Source organism: Novosphingobium sp. BL-S-21 (assembly GCF_055521655.1).
The window spans coordinates 237,419-255,420 of the sequence record NZ_CM145495.1 but is presented as its reverse complement, the minus strand read 5'-3'; the positions used below and the strand labels follow the sequence as shown (position 1 = coordinate 255,420).

Sequence of the window (18,002 nt, the reverse complement as noted above, 5' to 3'; positions counted from 1 at the left end):
CGTTTCTCTGTGGTCAGGCCGTTTCTGTTTCGGGCTGCGGTTCGGCTTCGGCCCGGGCGCGGGACGAGAAGTGCTCGTCGTCCGCATCGGCGGCGCGCTGCATCTGGAAGTCGAACTGGATGTAGGCGCTGTCGCCCTGGCGGCTGGGCACCGGCAGCAGACCCGCGCGGGTGCCGAAGGCGAAATCGTCGGCCGCGAAGGGATCGTCGCCGAAGTTGATCTGCGTCGTCAGCGTGCGGTAGCCCGGCGCCTCGATGAAGAAGTGGACGTGGGCGGGGCGATTGCCGTGACGGCCCAGCGCCTGCATCAGCTGGTCGGTCGAACCGCCCGGCGGCACCGAATAACCGCTCGGCTGCTTGGAATGGAACGCATAGCGCCCGTCCTTAGCCAGCTTGATACGGCGGCGGTTGTTGAACGGGGTCTGTTCGCCGGTAGGGTCGAAGTGCGAATACCAGCCCTTCGAATTGGCGTGCCAGACGTGGACGATCGCGTTCTCCACCGCCTCGCCGTCCGGGCCGGTGACACTGCCGGTCATGTGCAGGACGGTGGTGCCCTCATCCTCGTCGACGGAGAGATTCACGTTGCCTTCCACCAGCGGCGCACCGGCGACGTAGAGCGGGCCTTCGATGGTGCGCGGGGTGCCGCCGGAGAGGCCGGCCTCGGCATCCTTGGCATCCATGTAGAGGTCCAGGAAGTGCTCAAGCCCTGTGCCCGGCACGATCAGGCCGATCTCGCCCGCACTGTCCGAAAGGTACTTCATGGCGAGCCAGAACTCGCTTTCGGAAATGTCGTGGCGGACGATCAGCTCCATCACCGATTCGGTAAGGTCGCGCATGATCGCCTTGAGGCGGGGGCTGCCGCCGCTCTCGTTCACGCCGGCGGCGCGATCGAGCAGCTGCTGGATTTCCGGGGTCTTTACGAAGCTGACGTCCATTTTGTTCTCTCCCAAGGACTGTATTCAGTGGCTCCGGCGATCAGCGATCGTCGTCATGGATGGAGGATGGGTGCCGGCAGAGCGGCGTGATTTTCATGGTCATGAAGGGGTAGAGCGGCAGGCCCATCAGCGTGTCGTGCAGCGCTGCATTGCTCTCGACATCGAAGATCGACACGTTCGAATAGAGCCCGACCTTGCGCCAGATGTGGCGCCAGGTGCCCGCCGTCTGGAGCTTCTGGAAATAGGCCTTCTCGGCCGCCTTGATCTTCGCGGCTTCTTCCGCGTCGAAGTCCAGCGGAATGTTGACGTCCATTTCGACCATGAACAGCATGGCTCAGGCTCCTGCGTTTACGGCGTGAAGGCGCGGACCCGAACGGTCACGCCGGAAGAAGTCGATCTTGTCGGGATCGAGCGCGATGCCGAGGCCGGGGCCGGTCGGCACCTTCAGCGAAAAGTCCCCGTAGCCGAGCGGCTCGGTCAGGATTTCCTCGGTCTGCAGCAGCGGGCCGAACAGCTCCGTGCCCCAGGCCAGCTCCGGGACGGTGGCGAAGACATGGGCCGAGGCCACTGTGCCTACGCCGCCTTCCAGCATCGTGCCGCCATAGAGGCCGATCCCCGCCGCCATGCCGATGGCGGCCACTTCGGCGGTGGCGAACAGACCGCCCGATTGCGCGATCTTCAGCGCGAAGACGCCCGCCGCACCGGCAGAGGCGATGCGCAGCGCGGTGCGCGGCCCGTGCAGCGCCTCGTCCGCCATCAGCGGCACGCCGCGCGTGGTGGCAAGGCGGGTCATCGCCGCGATGTCGTCCCCGGCGATGGGCTGCTCGACCAGATCGCAGCCCACGTCCTGAAGCATCGCCATGCCCAGCTTGGCCTGCGCCTCGCTCCAGTTCTGGTTCACGTCCACGCGCACGCTGGCGCGGTCACCCAGCGCCTTGCAGATCGCGCCGACATGGGCGACGTCCGCCCGCACATCGCGCTTGCCGATCTTCAGCTTGAAGATGCGGTGGCGGCGCAGGGAAAGCATCTCCTCGCCCTCGGCAATGTCGCGCGCGGTGTCGCCGCTGGCGAGGGTCCAGGCCACCGGCATGTCGTCGCGCACGCGGCCCCCGCCGATGAGGTCAGAGACCGGCACGCCCAAGCGCTTGCCCGCCATGTCCAGCAGCGCGGTTTCCACCGCGCACTTGGCGAAGTGATTGCCGCGCACGCACTTCGCGACTTTGGCCATCGTCGCGCCGACGCGGGCGATATCGCAAGTCTTCAGGACCGGGACGATATAGGTGTCGATGGCGGACTTGATGCTTTCCGGGCTTTCCTCGCCATAGCTGAGGCCGCCGATGGTGGTGCCCTCGCCGATGCCCTCTACGCCGTCACTGTCGGTCAGGCGCACGATCACCATCGCCTGCGAATGCATCGTGGCCATGGCCAGAACATGCGGGCGGATCGTCGGTACATCGACGATTAAGGTATCAGCTTGGCTCAACAGGGCCATTGCAGCGACTCTCCCGAATGTTTAGCTTTCGATGGGAAAGTTAGGCCTCGGTCGCAGCGGCTGCAAAGATCAATGCGGTTACAGGCCTATACCTGAGAGGTATATTATCGTGATGGACGTGCGCCTTCTGCGCTACTTCGTGGCCGTGGCGGACGAGGGGAACTTCAACCGCGCCGCCGAACGGCTGCACATCGCCCAGCCGCCGCTTTCGCGCGCGATCCAGCAGCTGGAGGCGCATGTCGGCGCGCCGCTGCTCGATCGCGGCACGCGCCCGCTGCGGCTCACCGCCGTCGGCCGCCTGCTCCACGAACAGGCCCTGCAAGTCTTGGCCCGCATGGAGGACGTGGAGGCCATGGTGCGGGCCGCCGCCACCAGCGAGCGGCGGCGGCTGGTGATCGGCTTCGTCGCCTCCACCATCTATGCCCGCCTGCCCGAACTGATCCGCGAATTCCGCAAGGCGGCGGAGAACGTGGAACTGGTCATGGTAGAAGCCACCACGCTGGACCAGATCGCCGCCCTGAAGGACGGGCGCATCGATGTCGGCTTCGGGCGCATCCGCTTCGAGGACCCTTCGGTCCGCCGCATCATCCTGCGCAACGAGAAACTCGTGGCCGCCTTCCCGGTCGACCACCCGCTGGCCAACGGGAGCGGGCCGATCTCGCTGCGCGACCTGGCCGATGAGCCGCAGATCATCTATCCGCGCGCGCCCCGCCCCAGCTATGCCGACCAGGTGATCTCGCTGTTCCGCGACCATTCGATAGAGCCGCGCATCGTGCACGAGGCGCGCGAACTGCAGATCGCCATCGGCCTCGTCGCGGCGGAGGAAGGCATGGCCATCGTCCCGGAATCGGTGCGCCGCGCGCGCAGCCACGATGTCGCCTTCCGCGAACTGGTGGAACCGGCCACCTCCCCCATCATCATGAGCCACCGCCCGGGAGACCGCTCTCCCGAACTGGCGCTCATGGCCGCGGTGATCGCGCGGCAATATGCGCAGTGGGGCTATGACGTGCCCGCCGCGCTGAGCGAGGAATTGTGACCGGCGCGTTTCCGGCGATACCCGCTGCGTATTCGCATCGGACTTAAACGGTATTTGTTGAACCCCTGCAGGTCATTCACTTTCCCGGAAAATCACACAACGTGAAATGGGAGAGGAATCGATATGCAAGGTATCGATGTAAGTCGTCTTGTCGACGAAGCCAGATTCGGAAATCTGCACCTCAAGATAATTATAGCCTGCGCATTGCTGCTTATAGTCGATGGCTACGACGTATTCATTTACGGAGTCGTGCTCCCCAAGCTGATGGAGCAGTGGCAACTTACCGCACCGCAAGCCGGTTCTTTGGCAAGCTGGGCGCTGTTCGGCATGATGTCCGGCGCGCTTCTGTTCGGACCGATGGGTGACCGGATCGGCCGCAAGAAGTGCATCACCCTCTGCTTCACGCTGTTCAGCGCCGCGACCTTCCTGAACGGCTTCGTGACGACGCCGACGATGTTCGGCGTGCTGCGCTTCGCTGCGGGCCTGGGCTGCGGCGGGCTGATGCCCAATGCCGTTGCGCTCACCAACGAATATGCCCCCAGGCGGATGCGCAGCACCCTCGTGGCGCTGATGTTCAGCGGCTATGCCGTGGGCGGCATGGTCGCGGCGGGCCTGGGCATCTGGTTGCTGCCACGGTTCGGCTGGCAGGCGATGTTCCTGGCCGCCGCCGTGCCGCTGGCGCTGCTTCCGCTGATCCTGCGCGGCCTGCCGGAATCGGTCGGCTTCCTGGTGCGCAAGGGCGAGCAGGACAAGGCCCGCGCGATCCTTCGCCAGCTCTCCCCCGAGGCCGCCTCCGGCGCGCCGCTGGTCCTGCGCGAGGCCGACACGGGGCGCGCCTCGGTGGGCGAACTGTTCCGGCATGACCGCACGCTGGGCACGCTGTCCATGTGGCTGTGCTTCTTCTGCTGCCTGCTGATGGTCTATGCGCTGGGTTCGTGGTTGCCGCAGTTGATGCGCAGCGCCGGATACAGCCTGGGTTCCAGCCTTTCGTTCCTGCTGGCCCTCAATTTCGGCGGCATGTTCGGCGCGATCATGGGCGGGCGCCTGGCCGACCGTTTCGGGCTGCCCCGCGTGGTCATGGCCTATTTCGCCCTGGGCGCGCTGTGCATCGCCCTGCTCGGCCTGAACAGCGCCATGCCGGTGCTCTACCTGCTGATCTTCATCGCCGGCGCCGGCACCACCGGCACGCAGATCCTGCTCTATGCCAGCGTCGCGGAGTTCTACAGCCTCTCCGTCCGATCCACCGGGCTGGGCTGGGCCTCGGGAATGGGCCGGGTCGGCGCGATCGTGGGGCCGATGCTGGGCGGACTGCTGCTCGCGGCGGAGCTGCCGATGGCGCTCAACTTCCTCGCCTTCTCCATTCCGGGCCTCGTCTCCGTACTGGCGACCGCGCTTTACATGGTGAGCCGCCGCCAGCAGCGCAGCCGGGAAGCCTACGCCCTCGCGGCGTGAACGGACGATCATGACCACCACCATCGAGACGCTCCCGGCACAAGGCCAGACATCGATGATCCCGGCAATCGTCGCCGGGATCATCGCCACCACCATATCCTATGCCGGACCGCTGGTGATCGTGTTCCAGGCCGCGCAAGGGCTGGAGCCGGCGGTCGTCGCCTCGTGGATCTGGGCCATCTCGATCGGCAGCGGGGTGCTGGGCATCGTGCTGAGCTGGCGCTGGCGCGTGCCGATCGTGGTGGCATGGTCGGCGCCGGGTTCGGCGCTGCTGGTGACCATGCTGCCCCAGACCGATTTCGCGACGGCCGTGGGCGCCTATATCGTCGCCAACCTCGCGGTGCTGGCGGTAGGCGCTTCGGGCGCGTTCGACCGGCTGATGAAGCGCCTGCCCGCCGCGATCACCGCCGCCATGCTGGCCGGCATCCTGTTCCGCTTCGTGATCGACATGATCAGCGCCGTCCCCTCCGCGCCGGTCACGGTGATCGCGATGATCGCCGCCTTCTTCGCCGGACGCGTGCTCGCCCCGCGCTATGCCGTCGTCGCCGTGCTGGTGACGGGCGTAGTGCTGACCATGCTGGACGGCGGCCTTTCGGGCACCATCGGCACCCCCCGCCTGACCGTGCCGGTCTGGACCACGCCCCGCTTCGACTGGGCCGCCACCGCCAGCATCGCCCTGCCGCTGGCGGTCGTGGCGCTGACCGGGCAATTCCTTCCCGGCATCGCCGTGCTGCGCGCCGCGGGCTACGAGACGCCGCCGGCGCGCCCGATCGTCTCGGCCAGCGCCATAGGCTCGATCCTGCTGGCCCCGTTCGGCTGCCACGGCCTGAACCTGGCGGCCTTCACCGCCGCGATCTGCCTCGGCCCGGACGCGCACCCCGATCCGGCGAAGCGCTATCTCGCGGGGATCGCGGGCGGCGTGACCTACCTGATCTTCGGCGCTTTCGCGGCGACGGTGCTGGCCCTGTTTGCCACTTTGCCCAAGACCCTGATCGCCGCGCTGGCCGGGCTGGCGCTGTTTCCGGTCGTCTCCGGCTCGCTCAGCACCGCCCTGCGCGCGGAGCAGGGCCGCGACGGGGCGCTCGTCACTTTCGCCGTCAGCGCCTCGGGCATGACACTGGCGGGCCTCGGCTCCGCCTTCTGGGGACTGGTCTTCGGGCTGGCCGTGCACATGCTCCAGACTTTCGCCGCAAGACGATGACATAGCGGCTGCAACTGGGTCGCCCCCTTCAGAACAAACGAAAAAACGGGAGAGTATCGATGTTCCAGATCATGGCGCATGCCCTGACCGCAGCCACCGCGCAGGTGCCCGCACAAGTCCCCGTGCCGGTATCGGCGCAAGCACCCGCCGAGGCGCCCGCCGCAACACAGACCGCCGCGACCGAGATCGCGGCGCCGCAAAGCCCGAACCGGCCCAAGGCGCCCAAGCCGGCCTTCAAGCCGATCAACCATGACGAGGACTATTCCAGCTTCCGCGCCGTGCGCGACGCCAATCTCTGGACCCGCATCAAGTACATTCCGCTGGCGGGCAATACGTATGCCTCGCTTGGCGGAGAGCTACGCCTGCGGCCCGAACTGCGCATCGGGGAGCGCTGGGGACGCGGTCCGCAGGACGACGACGGCAACTTCCAGCAGCGCACCCGCGTCTGGGGCGACCTCCAGGTCGAGGGCCTGTTCCGCGCCTTCGTGGACCTGGAGCACGCCACCAGCACCGGGCTCGATTCCGTGGTCGCGCCGATCGAGGAGGGCCGGCTGGACTTCAACCAGGCCTTCGTCGAGGCGCATGTGCCGGTCGGCACTGCGCGGATCACCGCGCGCTTCGGCCGCCAGGAAATCGGCATCGGCAACCAGACCGTGTTCGACATGCGCGAAGGCGCCAACACCCGCCGCTCGCTGGACCTCCTGCGCGTGATGGGCACGATGGGCCCGTGGGACGGCGGCTTCCTCACCGGCCACGCGGTGCTGGAAAAGCTGGGCACCTTCGACGACGAGACCAACCACGACTACGACCTGACCGGGCTCCACGCCGGACGCACTTTCGGCGCCGGAAGCCATACCGGCCGGGCCGAAATGCTGTTCGTCTCCTCCGACCGCGCCAGCGTGTCCTTCGCCACCGCACCCGCCGCGCGCGACCGGCGTCGCACGCTTTCGCTGCGCTATGCCGGGAAGGCCGATGCCTGGAGCGTCGATGTGGAGGGCATCCGGCAATGGGGCTCGTTCGGGAACCTCGACATCGATGCCTACTACGTCACCGGCACAATCGCTCACGGCTGGCAGGGCGGCTGGAAGCCCAAGCTGGCCCTGCGCGTGGACGTGGGCTCGGGCGACCGCAATCCCGGCGACGGCAAGGCCGGCACTTACGGCCCGCTGTTCCCCAAGCCGCTCACTTACAATGGCGACCTGGGGCCGCATAACCTGACGATCTTCCAGCCGATGCTGACGCTCCAGCCGAACGCGAAGCTGACGCTCGACTTCTCGGCGGCAGGCCTGTGGCGCACCTCGATCCACGACGGCGTCTATTCGCTGGGCGGGCAAGTGCTGCGCCGCGCCGACGAGACCGATTCCCGCTTCTTCGGAAAGCGCGCCACGGCGGCCGGGCGCTATGCGCTCAACCCCTTCACAACGCTCGGCTTCTACACGATTTACGGCGATGTTTCGGAGAAGTTCAAGCCGGGGCGCGACTTGTTCTATGCCGCCGCCTACCTGACGTTCCGGATCTAGCGGAGCAGTCTAGCGCGCCGGGGGCGACGTCTCTTCGCCCCGGCCGGGGGTGAGCAGGGCATCGAGCCGCTCCAGAGCGGCCAGCATCATGGCCTGCTCCCACCGCTCCAGCGCGCCGAAGCCCTGGCTGAAGCGCAGTTGCAGCGGGAACGGGGAGGCGCGCAGCTTCTCGCGCCCCTCGTCCGTCGCCTGCAGCAGCATCTGCCGCTTATCCGTCAGGCTGCGGGTGCGCGTGACCAGGCCGCCGGCGACCAGCCGGTCGACGATATTGGTGATCGTCGCCTGGCCGAACCGCAGCGCCGTGGCGACCGCACCGGGCGTGATCGATTCGTGCCCGCAGATCTGGCGCAGGACCAGGCCCTGCGACGGGGTGAGACCGGTCGCGGCGGCCATTTTCCGGTTATCCAGATCGGCGGCGTCGATAATTTTTCGCAGCGCCGTCAGCGCCGCTGGCGTGAGGTCCGATTCCATGCCCGACAGCTAGCTTTGACGAGGCTTTGCGCCAAGTGTGAATATGCTTCGGATATGGAAGATTTGTGACACGAAACGGCAGGGTCTCTGGAACCATTCCCCCGGTGGGCTGTTGCAATGCCGCGCCGAATCAGTATGTTTCGCCGCAAGCGCAGTCACTATGAGGCAATAGCCAAGCACAACGATGTGCTTCGGAGGGTGAAGTAATCTTAGATTTGAATGCGAACGAGGCAAGCCTCCGGGATCTTTCCGGGGGCCCCGAGAACGCGCCGCAGGAAGACGTGGCCAAAGCGCCGCTACGCCTGCGTTGCCCCACTGCCGAAGACGGCCCTGCCGTCACGGCCCTGATCGCGGCTTCCCCGCCGCTCGATCCCAACTCGGCCTATTGCAACCTGCTCCAGTGCAGCGATTTTGCCGATACTTGCGTGCTTGCGGAGCGGGATGGGCAGGCCGTCGGCTGGGTCTCCGGCTATCGCCCGCCTTCGCATCCCGAGCGTCTTTTCGTGTGGCAGGTGGCCGTGGCCGCCTCGGCCCGCGGCGAGGGACTGGCAGGACGCATGCTCGATGCCCTGCTGGCCCGGCCCGCCGTGCGCGGCGCCGCCACGCTGACCACCACCATCACCGAGGACAATGCCGCCAGTTGGGCGCTGTTCACGGCCTTCGCGCGCCGCCACGGCGCGCAGCTTTCGAAATCGCCGCGCTTCGAGCGCGACGCGCACTTTGCCGGTGCGCACGACACGGAATGGCAGGCGAGCATCGCGCCCCTGCCGTCCGCCCAATCCTGAACAGGGGAACCCTGACATGACCAAGATGCCCATGCCGAGCGCCGCCGCGCCCGACACGAAAATCTACGAGCGCCGCGAATCCGCCGTGCGTACTTATTCCCGCTCCATGCCGCGCCAGTTCGGCAAGGCGCAGGGCGTGTGGATGCACGACAACGCGGGCGGCCGCTATCTCGACTTCCTTTCGGGCTGCTCCTCGCTGAACTACGGCCACAACCATCCCGTGCTCAAGGCCGCGCTGGTGGACTACATCGCCGGTGACGGCGTGACTCACGCGCTGGACCTGCACACCGACGCCAAGACCGAGTTCCTCCGCACCTTTGAGGATGTCGTGCTGGAGCCGCGCGGGCTGGACTATCGCATGATGTTCACCGGGCCGACCGGCACCAATGCGGTGGAAGCCGCGATCAAGCTGGCGCGAAAGGTGACCGGCCGCGAGATGGTGGTGGCCTTCACCAACGGCTTCCACGGCATGACGCTGGGCGCGCTGGCCTGCACCGGCAATGCCGGCAAGCGCGGCGGCGCGGGCGTGCCGCTCAACCATGTCAGCCACGAGCCTTTCGACGGCTACTATGGCGAGGGCGTGGATACCGCGGACCTGCTGGAACAGCGCCTGTCCGATCCGTCGAGCGGTCTCGATGCGCCCGCCGCCTTCCTGGTGGAGACGGTGCAGGGCGAAGGCGGCCTCAACGCCGCCAGCCCCGGCTGGCTGCGCAAGATCGCCGCGCTCGCCCGGAAGCACGGCGCGCTGCTGATCGTCGACGACATCCAGGCCGGCTGCGGCCGCACCGGCGGGTTCTTCAGCTTCGAGGGCATGGGCTTCACGCCGGATATCGTCACCCTGGCCAAGTCGCTTTCGGGCATGGGCCTGCCCTTCGCGCTCACCCTGATCCGCCCCGACCTCGATATCTGGGCGCCGGGCGAGCACAACGGCACGTTCCGCGGCAACAACCACGCTTTCGTCACCGCCACGGCGGCCTTGCGCGAATTCTGGGCCGATCCCGCCTTTGCCGACGACGTCGCCCGCCGCGGCGGCATCCTCGAAGGCCGGCTGGAGCGCATGGCCGACCGCCATGGCCTCTCGACCCGCGGGCGCGGCATGATGCGCGGCATCGACGTGGGCAGCGGCGAGATCGCCGCCCGCATCACCGGCGCCTGCTTCGATGCCGGCCTGATCATCGAGACCAGCGGCGCGCATGACGAGATCGTCAAGGTGCTCGCCCCGCTCGTGATCGACGATGCCACGCTGAACGCGGGCCTCGACATCCTGGAAACCGCGCTGGCCGAGGCGATCGCCCCGGTGAAGCGCCCGCTCGGCGTCGCTGCCTGAGCACCCTTCCAGATCGCCTCGAACTAGAGGCACAGATTTACAGGAATTGACCATATGATCGTTCGCCAACTCAAGGAAATCCGCAAGTCCGACCGCCACGTCGAGTCCAACGGCTGGCACTCCGACCGGCTGCTGCTCAAGGACGACGGCATGGGCTTCTCGTTCCACGTCACGACGATGTTCGCGGGCGAGGAACTGCACATGCACTACCAGAACCACCTGGAAGCCGTGCTGGTGCTGAAGGGCGCCGGGACCATCGAGGACCTCGGCACCGGCCTGACTCATGAGCTGAAGGCCGGCGTGATGTACGCGCTCAATCAGAACGACAAGCACATCGTGCGGCCCACCGAGGACATCCTCTGCGCCTGCGTGTTCAACCCGCCGGTCACCGGACGCGAGGTTCATGACGAAAGCGGCGCCTATCCCGCCGACGCCAGTGAAGATGCCGGCGAGCCGGCCCTCACGGACTGAGGAGGAAGGCCAGACGATGCAGGATCATTATCCCACGCGCTGCGCTGCGCAGCCGCAGCTCTTTCCCCGCGACGAACCCGTCGCGCGCCGCGAATGGCAGCCCGGCGCACCGCTCAGCGCCGAGCAGATCGCCCAGTTCGACCGTGACGGCTATCTGGTGCTGGAGGACGTGTTCTCCGAGGCCGAAATGGCCGCGCTCCAGGCCGAGACCGGCCGCCTCCTGGGCAACCCGGCGGGCCTGAAGGACGAAACCGTCATCGCCGAGCCGGGCAGCCGCGAGATCCGCTCGATCTTCGAGATCCACGAGCAGAGCGAGACCATGGGCCGCCTGGCTGCCGACGCGCGGCTGGCCGGCGTCGCCAGCTACCTGCTGGACGACGAGGTCTACATCCACCAGTCGCGGCTGAACTACAAGCCGGGGTTCAAGGGCAAGGAGTTCTACTGGCACTCCGACTTCGAGACCTGGCACGCCGAGGACGGCATGCCGCGCATGCGCGCGCTGTCGATGTCGGTGCTGCTGGCGGAAAACACGCCTCACAACGGCCCGCTGATGGTCATGCCCGGATCGCAGCACGTCTTCATCGCCTGCGTGGGCGAGACGCCGGAAGACCACTACCGCGCGTCGCTGCGCAAGCAGGAATACGGCGTGCCCGATGAAGATACGCTGGCCCAGCTGGCGCACCGCCAGGGCATCGTCTCGCCCACCGGCAAGCCGGGGACGGTCATCGTGTTCGACTGCAACACCATGCACGGGTCCAACGGCAACATCACGCCCTTCCCGCGCGCCAATGCCTTCCTGGTCTACAACGCCGTGAGCAACCGGCTGGAAGCGCCCTTCGCCGCCGCCACCCCGCGTCCGGACTTCATCGCCGCGCGCGAGGTGAAGACGATCACGCCGGTTTCCGGCATCCTCGAAGGAGAAGCCGCATGAACCGGACCCATTCCGTCGAGAAGATCGGCGGCACCTCGATGGCGGCCACCTCCACGGTGTTCGACAACGTGCTGGTCGCCGGCCGCAAGGGCGCGGACCTCTACAACCGGATCTTCGTGGTCTCGGCCTATGCCGGGATGACCGACCTGCTGCTGGAGCACAAGAAGTCGGGCGAGCCCGGCGTCCATGCCCATTTCATCCGCAACGAAGTGCCCGGCGCCTGGCGCTCCGCCCTGGCGGACGTGATGGGCGCGATGTGGGCGCGCAATGCCGAGATGTTCGCGCGCTCCGCCAGCCGGGAGGAAGCGGATGCCTTCGTGGCCATGCGCATCGCCGCGCTGGAAACCTGCCTGGACGATCTCGACCGCCTGCGCGCGCATGGTCGCTTCTGCCTGAAGGACCAGATGACCACCGTGCGCGAGATGCTGGCCGGTCTGGGCGAGGCACATTCGGCGCACTCCACCGCGCTGATGCTGCGCGACCGGGGCGTGAACGCGGTCTTCGTCGACCTGACGCTCTGGGACCACGCGGACATGCGCAGCCTGGACGAGCGCATCGTCGAGGCCATGGCGCCGATCGACCTTGCCGGGCAGATGCCCATCGTCACCGGCTATGCGGGCTGCGAGGGCGGCATGGTGCGCCGCTATGCGCGCGGCTATTCGGAAATGACCTTCTCGCGCATCGCCGTGCTGACGCAGGCGCGTGAGGCGATCATCCACAAGGAGTTCCACCTTTCCAGCGCCGATCCGCGCCTGGTGGGCGAGACGGTGGCGCGCAAGATCGGGCGCACCAACTACGACGTGGCGGACCAGCTTGCCAACCTGGGCATGGAAGCCATCCACCCGCGGGCCGGGCGGGGCCTGCGCCAGTCCGGCATCCCGCTGCGGGTGCGCAACACGTTCGACCGGCACGACGGCGGCACGCTGATCTGCGGCGACTACGTTTCCGACCGTCCGCGCGTGGAGATCGTCACCGGGCTGGCCTCGGTCCAGGCGCTGCAGGTGTTCGAACAGGACATGGTCGGCGAGAAGGGCTACGACGCCGCGATCCTGGAGGCGCTGACCCGCCACGGGGCGTGGATCGTCAGCAAGAGCTCCAACGCCAACACCATCACGCACTACCTCTCGGGCACCAGCCCGGCGCAGATGGCCGCCATCGTCGCGGACATCGAGGCGCACTGGCCCGGCGCCGCCGTGACGGTGCAGCCGGTGGCGATGGTCTCGGTGATCGGCAGCGACCTTGCGGAGCCGGGCCTGGTCCCGCGCGCGCTGATGGCGATGGCCGAGGCCGGAATCGGCATGGCCGCGATGCAGCACCAGATCCGCAATGTCGACGTGCAGTTCATCGTCGCGGTCGAGGCCTTCGACCAGGCGGTGCGGGTGCTGCACAAGGCGCTGGTCGAAGGCGGTGCCGCCGCCCCGGTGGGCGGAACCCCGGAACCGGCCGGAACCCAGGAACTGGCTGCCGCCTGATCGCTTGATTGATCATGCTGAAAGCCATCCTCCCCGTGCGCAGCCTGCTGCTCGCCATCTTCGTGCTGATGGCGGGCGGCGGCTTCATGAACACGCTCGTCAGCGTGCGCCTGGAGCGCGGGGGGTCTGGCACCCTGGCGATCGGCCTGGTCGGCACCGCCTATTTCGCAGGACTGGTCGCAGGCTCCATGCGCGCGCCGTCGCTGCTGCGCCGCATCGGCCACATCCGCGCCTTCGCCGCTTTCGTGGCCGTGCTGAGCGCCAGCACGCTGGCTTATGCCATCCACCGCGACGTGCCGTTCTGGGGCCTGCTGCGCTTCACGGACGGAATCTGCCTGGCAGGCATCTACGTCTGCCTGGAAAGCTGGCTGAACGAACGGGCCGAAGGCGCCGGGCGCGGCAGCGTGCTGGCCGGCTACATGATCGCACTTTACGGCGGGCAGGCGATCGGGCAGTTCACGCTCAACCTCGGCGGCGCGGCATCGACGATGCCGCTGATGGTGGGATCGATCCTGATCTCGCTCGCCGCCGTGCCCGTGGTGCTGACCCGCATCGCCGCACCCGCACCGGGGGAAGCCTCCTCGCTCTCGTTCCGCGAACTCTACGCGGTCTCGCCGCTGGGGATCGTCGGCGCTTTCCTGACCGGGATCATGCTCGGCGCCTTCTACGCGATGGGCGCGGTCTATGCCCGGCGCTCGGGGCTGGACCTTTCCGCGACCGCGCTGTTCATGAGCGTCGTCATCATGGGCGGCGTGGCGCTGCAATGGCCGCTAGGCCGCCTGTCCGACCGGATGGACCGGCGCATGGTGATCGTCATGGCCTTCGCCGGCACGCTGGCCGCCAGCCTGGCCATCGCCCTGACCGAGGGCAACCTGCCGCTGCTGACGTTCGGCGCGCTGTGGGGCGGCCTCAGCTTCGCGCTCTATCCGCTCTGCGTCGCCCATACCAACGACCACCTCTCGGCCGAGCAGCGCGTGGCCGCCAGCGGCGGGCTGGTGCTACTCTATTCGCTGGGCGCCGCCATCGGCCCCTCGCTGGGGGCGCTGGCGATGACCCTGCTGGGAACGGCCGGGCTGTTCCTCTTCGTTGCCGCCTGCGCCGGCGCCGCGCTGGCATTCGGCCTGTGGCGACAGGTCCGCTCCGAGCCGGTCCCCGGCCATCTCCAGGAAACCTACGTCGTGCTGCCGCGCACCACGCCCATGTCCGCCGCGCTCGACCCGTTGGCCTCGGACGAAAGCACTCTTGAATGACCGACCAGACTTCGCCGGCCGTACTGCACCGCGCCATCGCCGCATCCGCGATCGGCAATGCCACCGAATGGTTCGACTATGGCATCTATGCCTATGGCGTCAGCTATATCTCCGCCGCGCTGTTCCCCGGCGAGGCCGCCGAAGCGACGCTTTTCGCGCTGGCGACATTCGCGATCTCGTTCCTGGTGCGGCCGCTGGGCGGCTTTTTCTGGGGTCCGCTGGGCGACCGCTACGGCCGCAAGGCGGTGCTGGGCATCACCATCGTGATGATGGCGGCGGCCACGGTGGGCGTCGGCCTCATCCCCTCCTACGCGGCGATCGGCCTCTGGGCACCGGCGCTGCTGGTGGTGCTGCGCATGGTGCAGGGCTTTTCGACCGGCGGCGAATACGGCGGCGCCGCGATCTTCATGGCCGAGTATGCGCCCGACCGGAAGCGCGGCTTCTATGGCAGCTTCCTGGAAGTCGGCACGCTGGCGGGCTTCTGCGGCGGCGCCCTGCTGATGCTGGGCTTCTCGCTGCTGCTGGGCGATGCCGCCATGCGCGACTGGGCCTGGCGCCTGCCGTTCCTGCTGGCCGGACCGCTGGGTTTCGTAGGCGTCTACTTGCGGGCACGCATGGAAGAGACGCCGCTGTTCCGCGAAGCGGAAGAGAGCGGCCAGAACGCATCCGCCACGCCGCTGCGCGACCTGATGCGCCGCCACCGCCGCCCGCTGCTGGCGATGAGCGGGCTGGTGATCGCGCTCAACGTGGTGAATTACACCCTGCTCAGCTATATGCCGACATATCTGGAGCGCCGGCTGGGCCTTTCGACCGACGCCGCGCTGGCCGTGCCCATCGCCGGCATGCTGTTCATGATGGTGCTGCTTCCCTTTGCGGGCGCCCTGTCGGACCGGGTGGGGCGCAAGCCGATGTGGATGGCCTCTCTGATCGGGCTGATGCTGGCGGTGGTGCCGCTCTATCACTTCATGGATACCGGCCTTGCCAGCGCGGTGATCGGCTATGCCCTGCTGGGGCTGCTCTACGTGCCGCAACTGGCGACGATTTCGGCGACGTTCCCCGCCTTCTTCCCCACCCCGGTGCGCTTTGCCGGTTTCGCCATCGCCTACAACCTCTCGACCTCGCTGTTCGGCGGCACCGCTCCGGCGGCGAACGCCTGGCTGATCGACCGGACCGGCGATCCGCTCACCCCCGCCTACGTGATGATCGCCGCTTGTCTCGTCGGGCTGGTGGCGCTGCATTATACCGAGGAAACCGCCGGCAAGCCGCTGCGCGCCGTCTGACTGCCTAACCGAGGATTCCCTTTGAAAACCGATGCTTTCGCCGCCCTGGCTGCCCCCGGAACAAGCGGGCCCTGGGCCATGGGGCCCTGGGCCTCCGAGCCCTGGATGCACACCGGAATCGCCCTGCTGCTCCTGGCCGCCGCCGCCTGGCTGGCCAACTGGATCGCCAAGCGCATCGTCCTGAGCGGCATGATGCGCCTGCTGCGGCGCACGCCCTTCGATGTCGAGGCGGGGCATATCGGCGCCATCGTCGCGCGCCTGTCGAACATCCTGCCCGCCGTGATCGTGCAGGGCGGGATCGGCACGGTGCCCGGCCTGCCGCCCGCGCTGGTCGGCTTCGTGCACAGCCTTTGCGCGGCCGTGGTGATCCTGACGCTCGCCCTGGCCCTGTCCGGGGCGCTGACCCTGGCCAACGACGTGTACCAACGCCGCCCGGAAGCCGGGCACCGGCCGATCAAGGGCTATGTCCAGGTGGCCAAGCTGCTGGTCTACGGCGCCGCCGCGATCCTGGTGCTGGCCGCGCTGATGGACCAGTCTCCGCTGCTGCTGCTGTCCGGGCTGGGCGCCATGGCGGCCGTGTTGCTGCTGGTGTTCAAGGACACCATCCTCTCGCTGGTCGCATCGGTGCAGATCACCTCCAACGACATGGTCCGCGTGGGCGACTGGATCGAGATGCCCAAGCTCGACGCCAATGGCGACGTGATCGACATCGCGCTGCACACGGTGAAGATCCAGAACTTCGACAAGACCATCACCACCGTGCCGACTCACCGGCTCATCACCGAGAGCTTCCGCAACTGGCGCGGCATGTCGGAATCGGGCGGGCGGCGCATCATGCGCTCGCTGATGATCGACCAGAACAGCGTGCGCTTCCTGACGGCCGGGGAACTGGAGGCGCTCTCGCGCTTCACCCTGCTGCGCCAGTACCTGGCGGAGCGCCGCGGCGAAGTGAACCGCTGGAACCAGGACCACGCGCAAGGCGAGATCCTGGACATGCGCCGCCTGACCAATATCGGCACTTTCCGCGCCTATGTGCACGCCTACCTGACCGCGCACCCGGACATCGCGAAGGACAAGACCCTGCTGGTGCGCCAGCTCGAACCCGGCGAATACGGCCTGCCGCTGCAGATCTACGCTTTCGCCTCCACTACGGCCTGGGCCCAGTACGAAAGCATCCAGGCCGATATTCTCGACCACCTGATCGCGATCATCCCCGAATTCGACCTCCGCGTTTTCCAGCGGCCCACCGGCCTCGACCTGGCGGGCGCGGTCGCGCGGTCGGCATCCTCGCCGGACGCCGTCCTGCCCCCCGCTCCCTCCCTTCCCGTTCAGGACCCTGCGTGACATGAAGGCCGCCTTACCCATGCCTGCCGCCCGCCGCCTTTCCGCAGTCTCCGCCGTGGCGGCCGCTGCCCTGCTTGCCCTGACGCCCCCACCCGCCGCCGCGCAGGGAGGGCTCTCTGCTGCGCAGGCGGGACTCTCTGCTGCGCAGGCGGGGCCAACCGATGCCGACGTGGTCTCGCTCGCGAAACGGGCGGATATGGTCGTCAGGGCGCAAGTCGCCGGCGTGACGCGCGTGAACACCGCAAGCCAGCGCATCCCCGCGCCCGGCCATGCCCGCTATTATGTCGAGGCCACAACCGGCGCGCTGCTGTTCGGCGCCGCGCCGATCGGCGGATCGCTGCGCTATCTGGTGGACCTGCCCCAGAATGGCCCCGCGAACGGCGTCATGACCGGAATGGGACCGGCGGAACTGCCCGGCCGCGATGTCATCCTGTTCGCCTCCCCGGTGCCGGGCCGCCCCGAGGACCTGAAACTTATCGCCCCCACCGCCCAGATCCTCTGGACCCCGGACGAGGAAGTGCGCCTGCGCGCCGTCCTGCGCAGCCGGGTCGCCCGCAATGCGCCCAGCAATGTCACGCGGGTGCGCGAAATGCTCTACGTGCCCGGCAACCTCGCCGGGCAGGGACGCACGCAGATCTTCCTCGACACCGAGGGCGGGCGCAGCGCCTCGATCACGGTCCGCCATGAACCGGGCCAGGCGCCCGCCTGGGGCGTCTCGTTCTCCGCGGTGGTGGCAACAGCGGGCCGCCCACCCGCGCGCGGCACGCTGGAATGGTACAGCCTGGCCTGCTTCCTGCCGCCCGCCCCGGCCGAACGCGCCAATATCTCCGCCACCTACGAGGGCAAGATGCAGGCCCTCACCGACTACCGCATGGTGCTCGCCGCACTGGGCAGCTGCCCGCGCACCATGTCCTGAGCGCCGGCTTGCGCGGAACGGCGAGAGGGCCGATTTCGTGCCAGGCGGAAACCGAAGGGCGCGCGGAGGGTTGTTGCCGGACCGCGGATCGGGCCGGACTGCAGACAAGGAGGTAACGGG

17 protein-coding genes are annotated in these 18,002 nt (G+C 67.9%); 13 read left to right on the top strand and 4 right to left on the bottom strand.

The annotated features are described in order from the left end of the window. Positions 1-13: 13 nt before the first annotated feature. Genes ACZ1J6_RS01050 through ACZ1J6_RS01040 form a run of 3 tightly spaced genes read right to left on the bottom strand, consistent with a single transcriptional unit; the run spans position 14 to position 2,426 of the window. On the bottom strand, positions 14-934 hold the full coding sequence (locus tag ACZ1J6_RS01050; protein ID WP_134095922.1) for a dioxygenase family protein: 921 nt from the start codon (positions 932-934) through the stop codon (positions 14-16). A gap of 40 nt (positions 935-974) precedes the next feature. Continuing rightward, positions 975-1,265: a muconolactone Delta-isomerase gene (gene catC, locus ACZ1J6_RS01045; RefSeq protein WP_134095921.1), complete on the bottom strand. Its 291-nt coding sequence runs from the start codon at positions 1,263-1,265 to the stop codon at positions 975-977. 3 nt (positions 1,266-1,268) lie between these two features. Next, positions 1,269-2,426, bottom strand: coding sequence for a muconate/chloromuconate family cycloisomerase (locus ACZ1J6_RS01040; RefSeq protein ID WP_134095920.1), 1,158 nt, complete (start codon positions 2,424-2,426; stop codon positions 1,269-1,271). Positions 2,427-2,538: 112 nt separating this feature from the next. Between ACZ1J6_RS01040 and ACZ1J6_RS01035 the strand changes: the two genes are divergently transcribed. From ACZ1J6_RS01035 to ACZ1J6_RS01020, 4 genes are all read left to right on the top strand, one after another. After that, positions 2,539-3,462 carry a LysR family transcriptional regulator gene (locus ACZ1J6_RS01035; protein ID WP_132268978.1) on the top strand — a complete coding sequence of 308 codons (924 nt, stop codon included), beginning with the start codon at positions 2,539-2,541 and terminating at the stop codon, positions 3,460-3,462. A 204-nt stretch (positions 3,463-3,666) separates the two neighbouring features. After that, on the top strand, positions 3,667-4,914 hold the full coding sequence (locus tag ACZ1J6_RS01030) for an MFS transporter (RefSeq protein WP_243654401.1): 1,248 nt from the start codon (positions 3,667-3,669) through the stop codon (positions 4,912-4,914). Between the two features lie 10 nt (positions 4,915-4,924). Then, positions 4,925-6,115, top strand: coding sequence for a benzoate/H(+) symporter BenE family transporter (locus ACZ1J6_RS01025; protein ID WP_243841234.1), 1,191 nt, complete (start codon positions 4,925-4,927; stop codon positions 6,113-6,115). Positions 6,116-6,174: 59 nt separating this feature from the next. Continuing rightward, the gene (locus ACZ1J6_RS01020; RefSeq protein ID WP_134095919.1) at positions 6,175-7,635 is read left to right on the top strand and encodes an alginate export family protein; all 1,461 of its coding nucleotides are present in this window, start codon (positions 6,175-6,177) and stop codon (positions 7,633-7,635) included. 9 nt (positions 7,636-7,644) lie between these two features. On the opposite strand, the gene ACZ1J6_RS01015 is transcribed toward ACZ1J6_RS01020, so the two are convergent. Further along, positions 7,645-8,106, bottom strand: a complete 462-nt coding sequence (locus ACZ1J6_RS01015; RefSeq protein ID WP_134095918.1) for a MarR family winged helix-turn-helix transcriptional regulator — start codon at positions 8,104-8,106, stop codon at positions 7,645-7,647. 344 nt (positions 8,107-8,450) lie between these two features. On the opposite strand from ACZ1J6_RS01015, the gene ectA reads away from it, so the two are divergent. From ectA to ACZ1J6_RS00970, 9 genes are all read left to right on the top strand, one after another. Further along, positions 8,451-8,891: a diaminobutyrate acetyltransferase gene (ectA, locus tag ACZ1J6_RS01010; protein WP_243841243.1), complete on the top strand. Its 441-nt coding sequence runs from the start codon at positions 8,451-8,453 to the stop codon at positions 8,889-8,891. Positions 8,892-8,907: 16 nt separating this feature from the next. After that, the gene (gene ectB, locus ACZ1J6_RS01005; protein WP_134095917.1) at positions 8,908-10,218 is read left to right on the top strand and encodes a diaminobutyrate--2-oxoglutarate transaminase; all 1,311 of its coding nucleotides are present in this window, start codon (positions 8,908-8,910) and stop codon (positions 10,216-10,218) included. 54 nt (positions 10,219-10,272) lie between these two features. Beyond that, complete coding sequence (locus tag ACZ1J6_RS01000) at positions 10,273-10,689, top strand: ectoine synthase (protein WP_132268927.1); 417 nt, start codon at positions 10,273-10,275, stop codon at positions 10,687-10,689. Positions 10,690-10,705: 16 nt separating this feature from the next. Further along, entirely contained in the window at positions 10,706-11,620 is a 915-nt protein-coding gene (gene thpD / locus ACZ1J6_RS00995) for an ectoine hydroxylase (protein ID WP_132268929.1), read from the top strand. Next, positions 11,617-13,092: an aspartate kinase gene (locus ACZ1J6_RS00990; protein ID WP_134095916.1), complete on the top strand. Its 1,476-nt coding sequence runs from the start codon at positions 11,617-11,619 to the stop codon at positions 13,090-13,092. Before thpD ends, ACZ1J6_RS00990 begins: the two co-directional genes overlap by 4 nt. A gap of 14 nt (positions 13,093-13,106) precedes the next feature. Beyond that, a complete protein-coding gene (locus tag ACZ1J6_RS00985; protein ID WP_134095915.1) occupies positions 13,107-14,342 on the top strand; it encodes an MFS transporter in 1,236 nt (411 codons plus the stop codon). Then, on the top strand, positions 14,339-15,622 hold the full coding sequence (locus ACZ1J6_RS00980) for an MFS transporter (protein WP_134095914.1): 1,284 nt from the start codon (positions 14,339-14,341) through the stop codon (positions 15,620-15,622). The genes ACZ1J6_RS00985 and ACZ1J6_RS00980 overlap by 4 nt, the downstream gene beginning before the upstream one ends. 78 nt (positions 15,623-15,700) lie before the next feature. Beyond that, on the top strand, positions 15,701-16,966 hold the full coding sequence (locus ACZ1J6_RS00975; RefSeq protein WP_134095986.1) for a mechanosensitive ion channel family protein: 1,266 nt from the start codon (positions 15,701-15,703) through the stop codon (positions 16,964-16,966). Between the two features lies 1 nt (position 16,967). Next, the gene (locus ACZ1J6_RS00970; RefSeq protein ID WP_134095913.1) at positions 16,968-17,882 is read left to right on the top strand and encodes a hypothetical protein; all 915 of its coding nucleotides are present in this window, start codon (positions 16,968-16,970) and stop codon (positions 17,880-17,882) included. Positions 17,883-18,002 lie beyond the last annotated feature (120 nt).

Excerpts from the sequence above, each read along its gene's own strand:
- ACZ1J6_RS00970 (WP_134095913.1), top strand. The coding sequence starts at position 16,968 with ATGAAGGCCGCCTTACCCATGCCTGCCGCCCGCCGCCTTTCCGCAGTC.
- ACZ1J6_RS01035 (WP_132268978.1), top strand. The coding sequence starts at position 2,539 with ATGGACGTGCGCCTTCTGCGCTACTTCGTGGCCGTGGCGGACGAGGGG.
- ACZ1J6_RS01050 (WP_134095922.1), bottom strand. The coding sequence starts at position 934 with ATGGACGTCAGCTTCGTAAAGACCCCGGAAATCCAGCAGCTGCTCGAT.
- ACZ1J6_RS01000 (WP_132268927.1), top strand. The coding sequence starts at position 10,273 with ATGATCGTTCGCCAACTCAAGGAAATCCGCAAGTCCGACCGCCACGTC.
- ACZ1J6_RS01015 (WP_134095918.1), bottom strand. The coding sequence starts at position 8,106 with ATGGAATCGGACCTCACGCCAGCGGCGCTGACGGCGCTGCGAAAAATT.
- ACZ1J6_RS00990 (WP_134095916.1), top strand. The coding sequence starts at position 11,617 with ATGAACCGGACCCATTCCGTCGAGAAGATCGGCGGCACCTCGATGGCG.
- catC (WP_134095921.1), bottom strand. The coding sequence starts at position 1,265 with ATGCTGTTCATGGTCGAAATGGACGTCAACATTCCGCTGGACTTCGAC.
- ACZ1J6_RS01040 (WP_134095920.1), bottom strand. The coding sequence starts at position 2,426 with ATGGCCCTGTTGAGCCAAGCTGATACCTTAATCGTCGATGTACCGACG.
- ACZ1J6_RS00975 (WP_134095986.1), top strand. The coding sequence starts at position 15,701 with ATGGGGCCCTGGGCCTCCGAGCCCTGGATGCACACCGGAATCGCCCTG.
- ACZ1J6_RS01025 (WP_243841234.1), top strand. The coding sequence starts at position 4,925 with ATGACCACCACCATCGAGACGCTCCCGGCACAAGGCCAGACATCGATG.
- ectB (WP_134095917.1), top strand. The coding sequence starts at position 8,908 with ATGACCAAGATGCCCATGCCGAGCGCCGCCGCGCCCGACACGAAAATC.
- ACZ1J6_RS01020 (WP_134095919.1), top strand. The coding sequence starts at position 6,175 with ATGTTCCAGATCATGGCGCATGCCCTGACCGCAGCCACCGCGCAGGTG.
- ACZ1J6_RS00985 (WP_134095915.1), top strand. The coding sequence starts at position 13,107 with ATGCTGAAAGCCATCCTCCCCGTGCGCAGCCTGCTGCTCGCCATCTTC.
- ACZ1J6_RS00980 (WP_134095914.1), top strand. The coding sequence starts at position 14,339 with ATGACCGACCAGACTTCGCCGGCCGTACTGCACCGCGCCATCGCCGCA.
- thpD (WP_132268929.1), top strand. The coding sequence starts at position 10,706 with ATGCAGGATCATTATCCCACGCGCTGCGCTGCGCAGCCGCAGCTCTTT.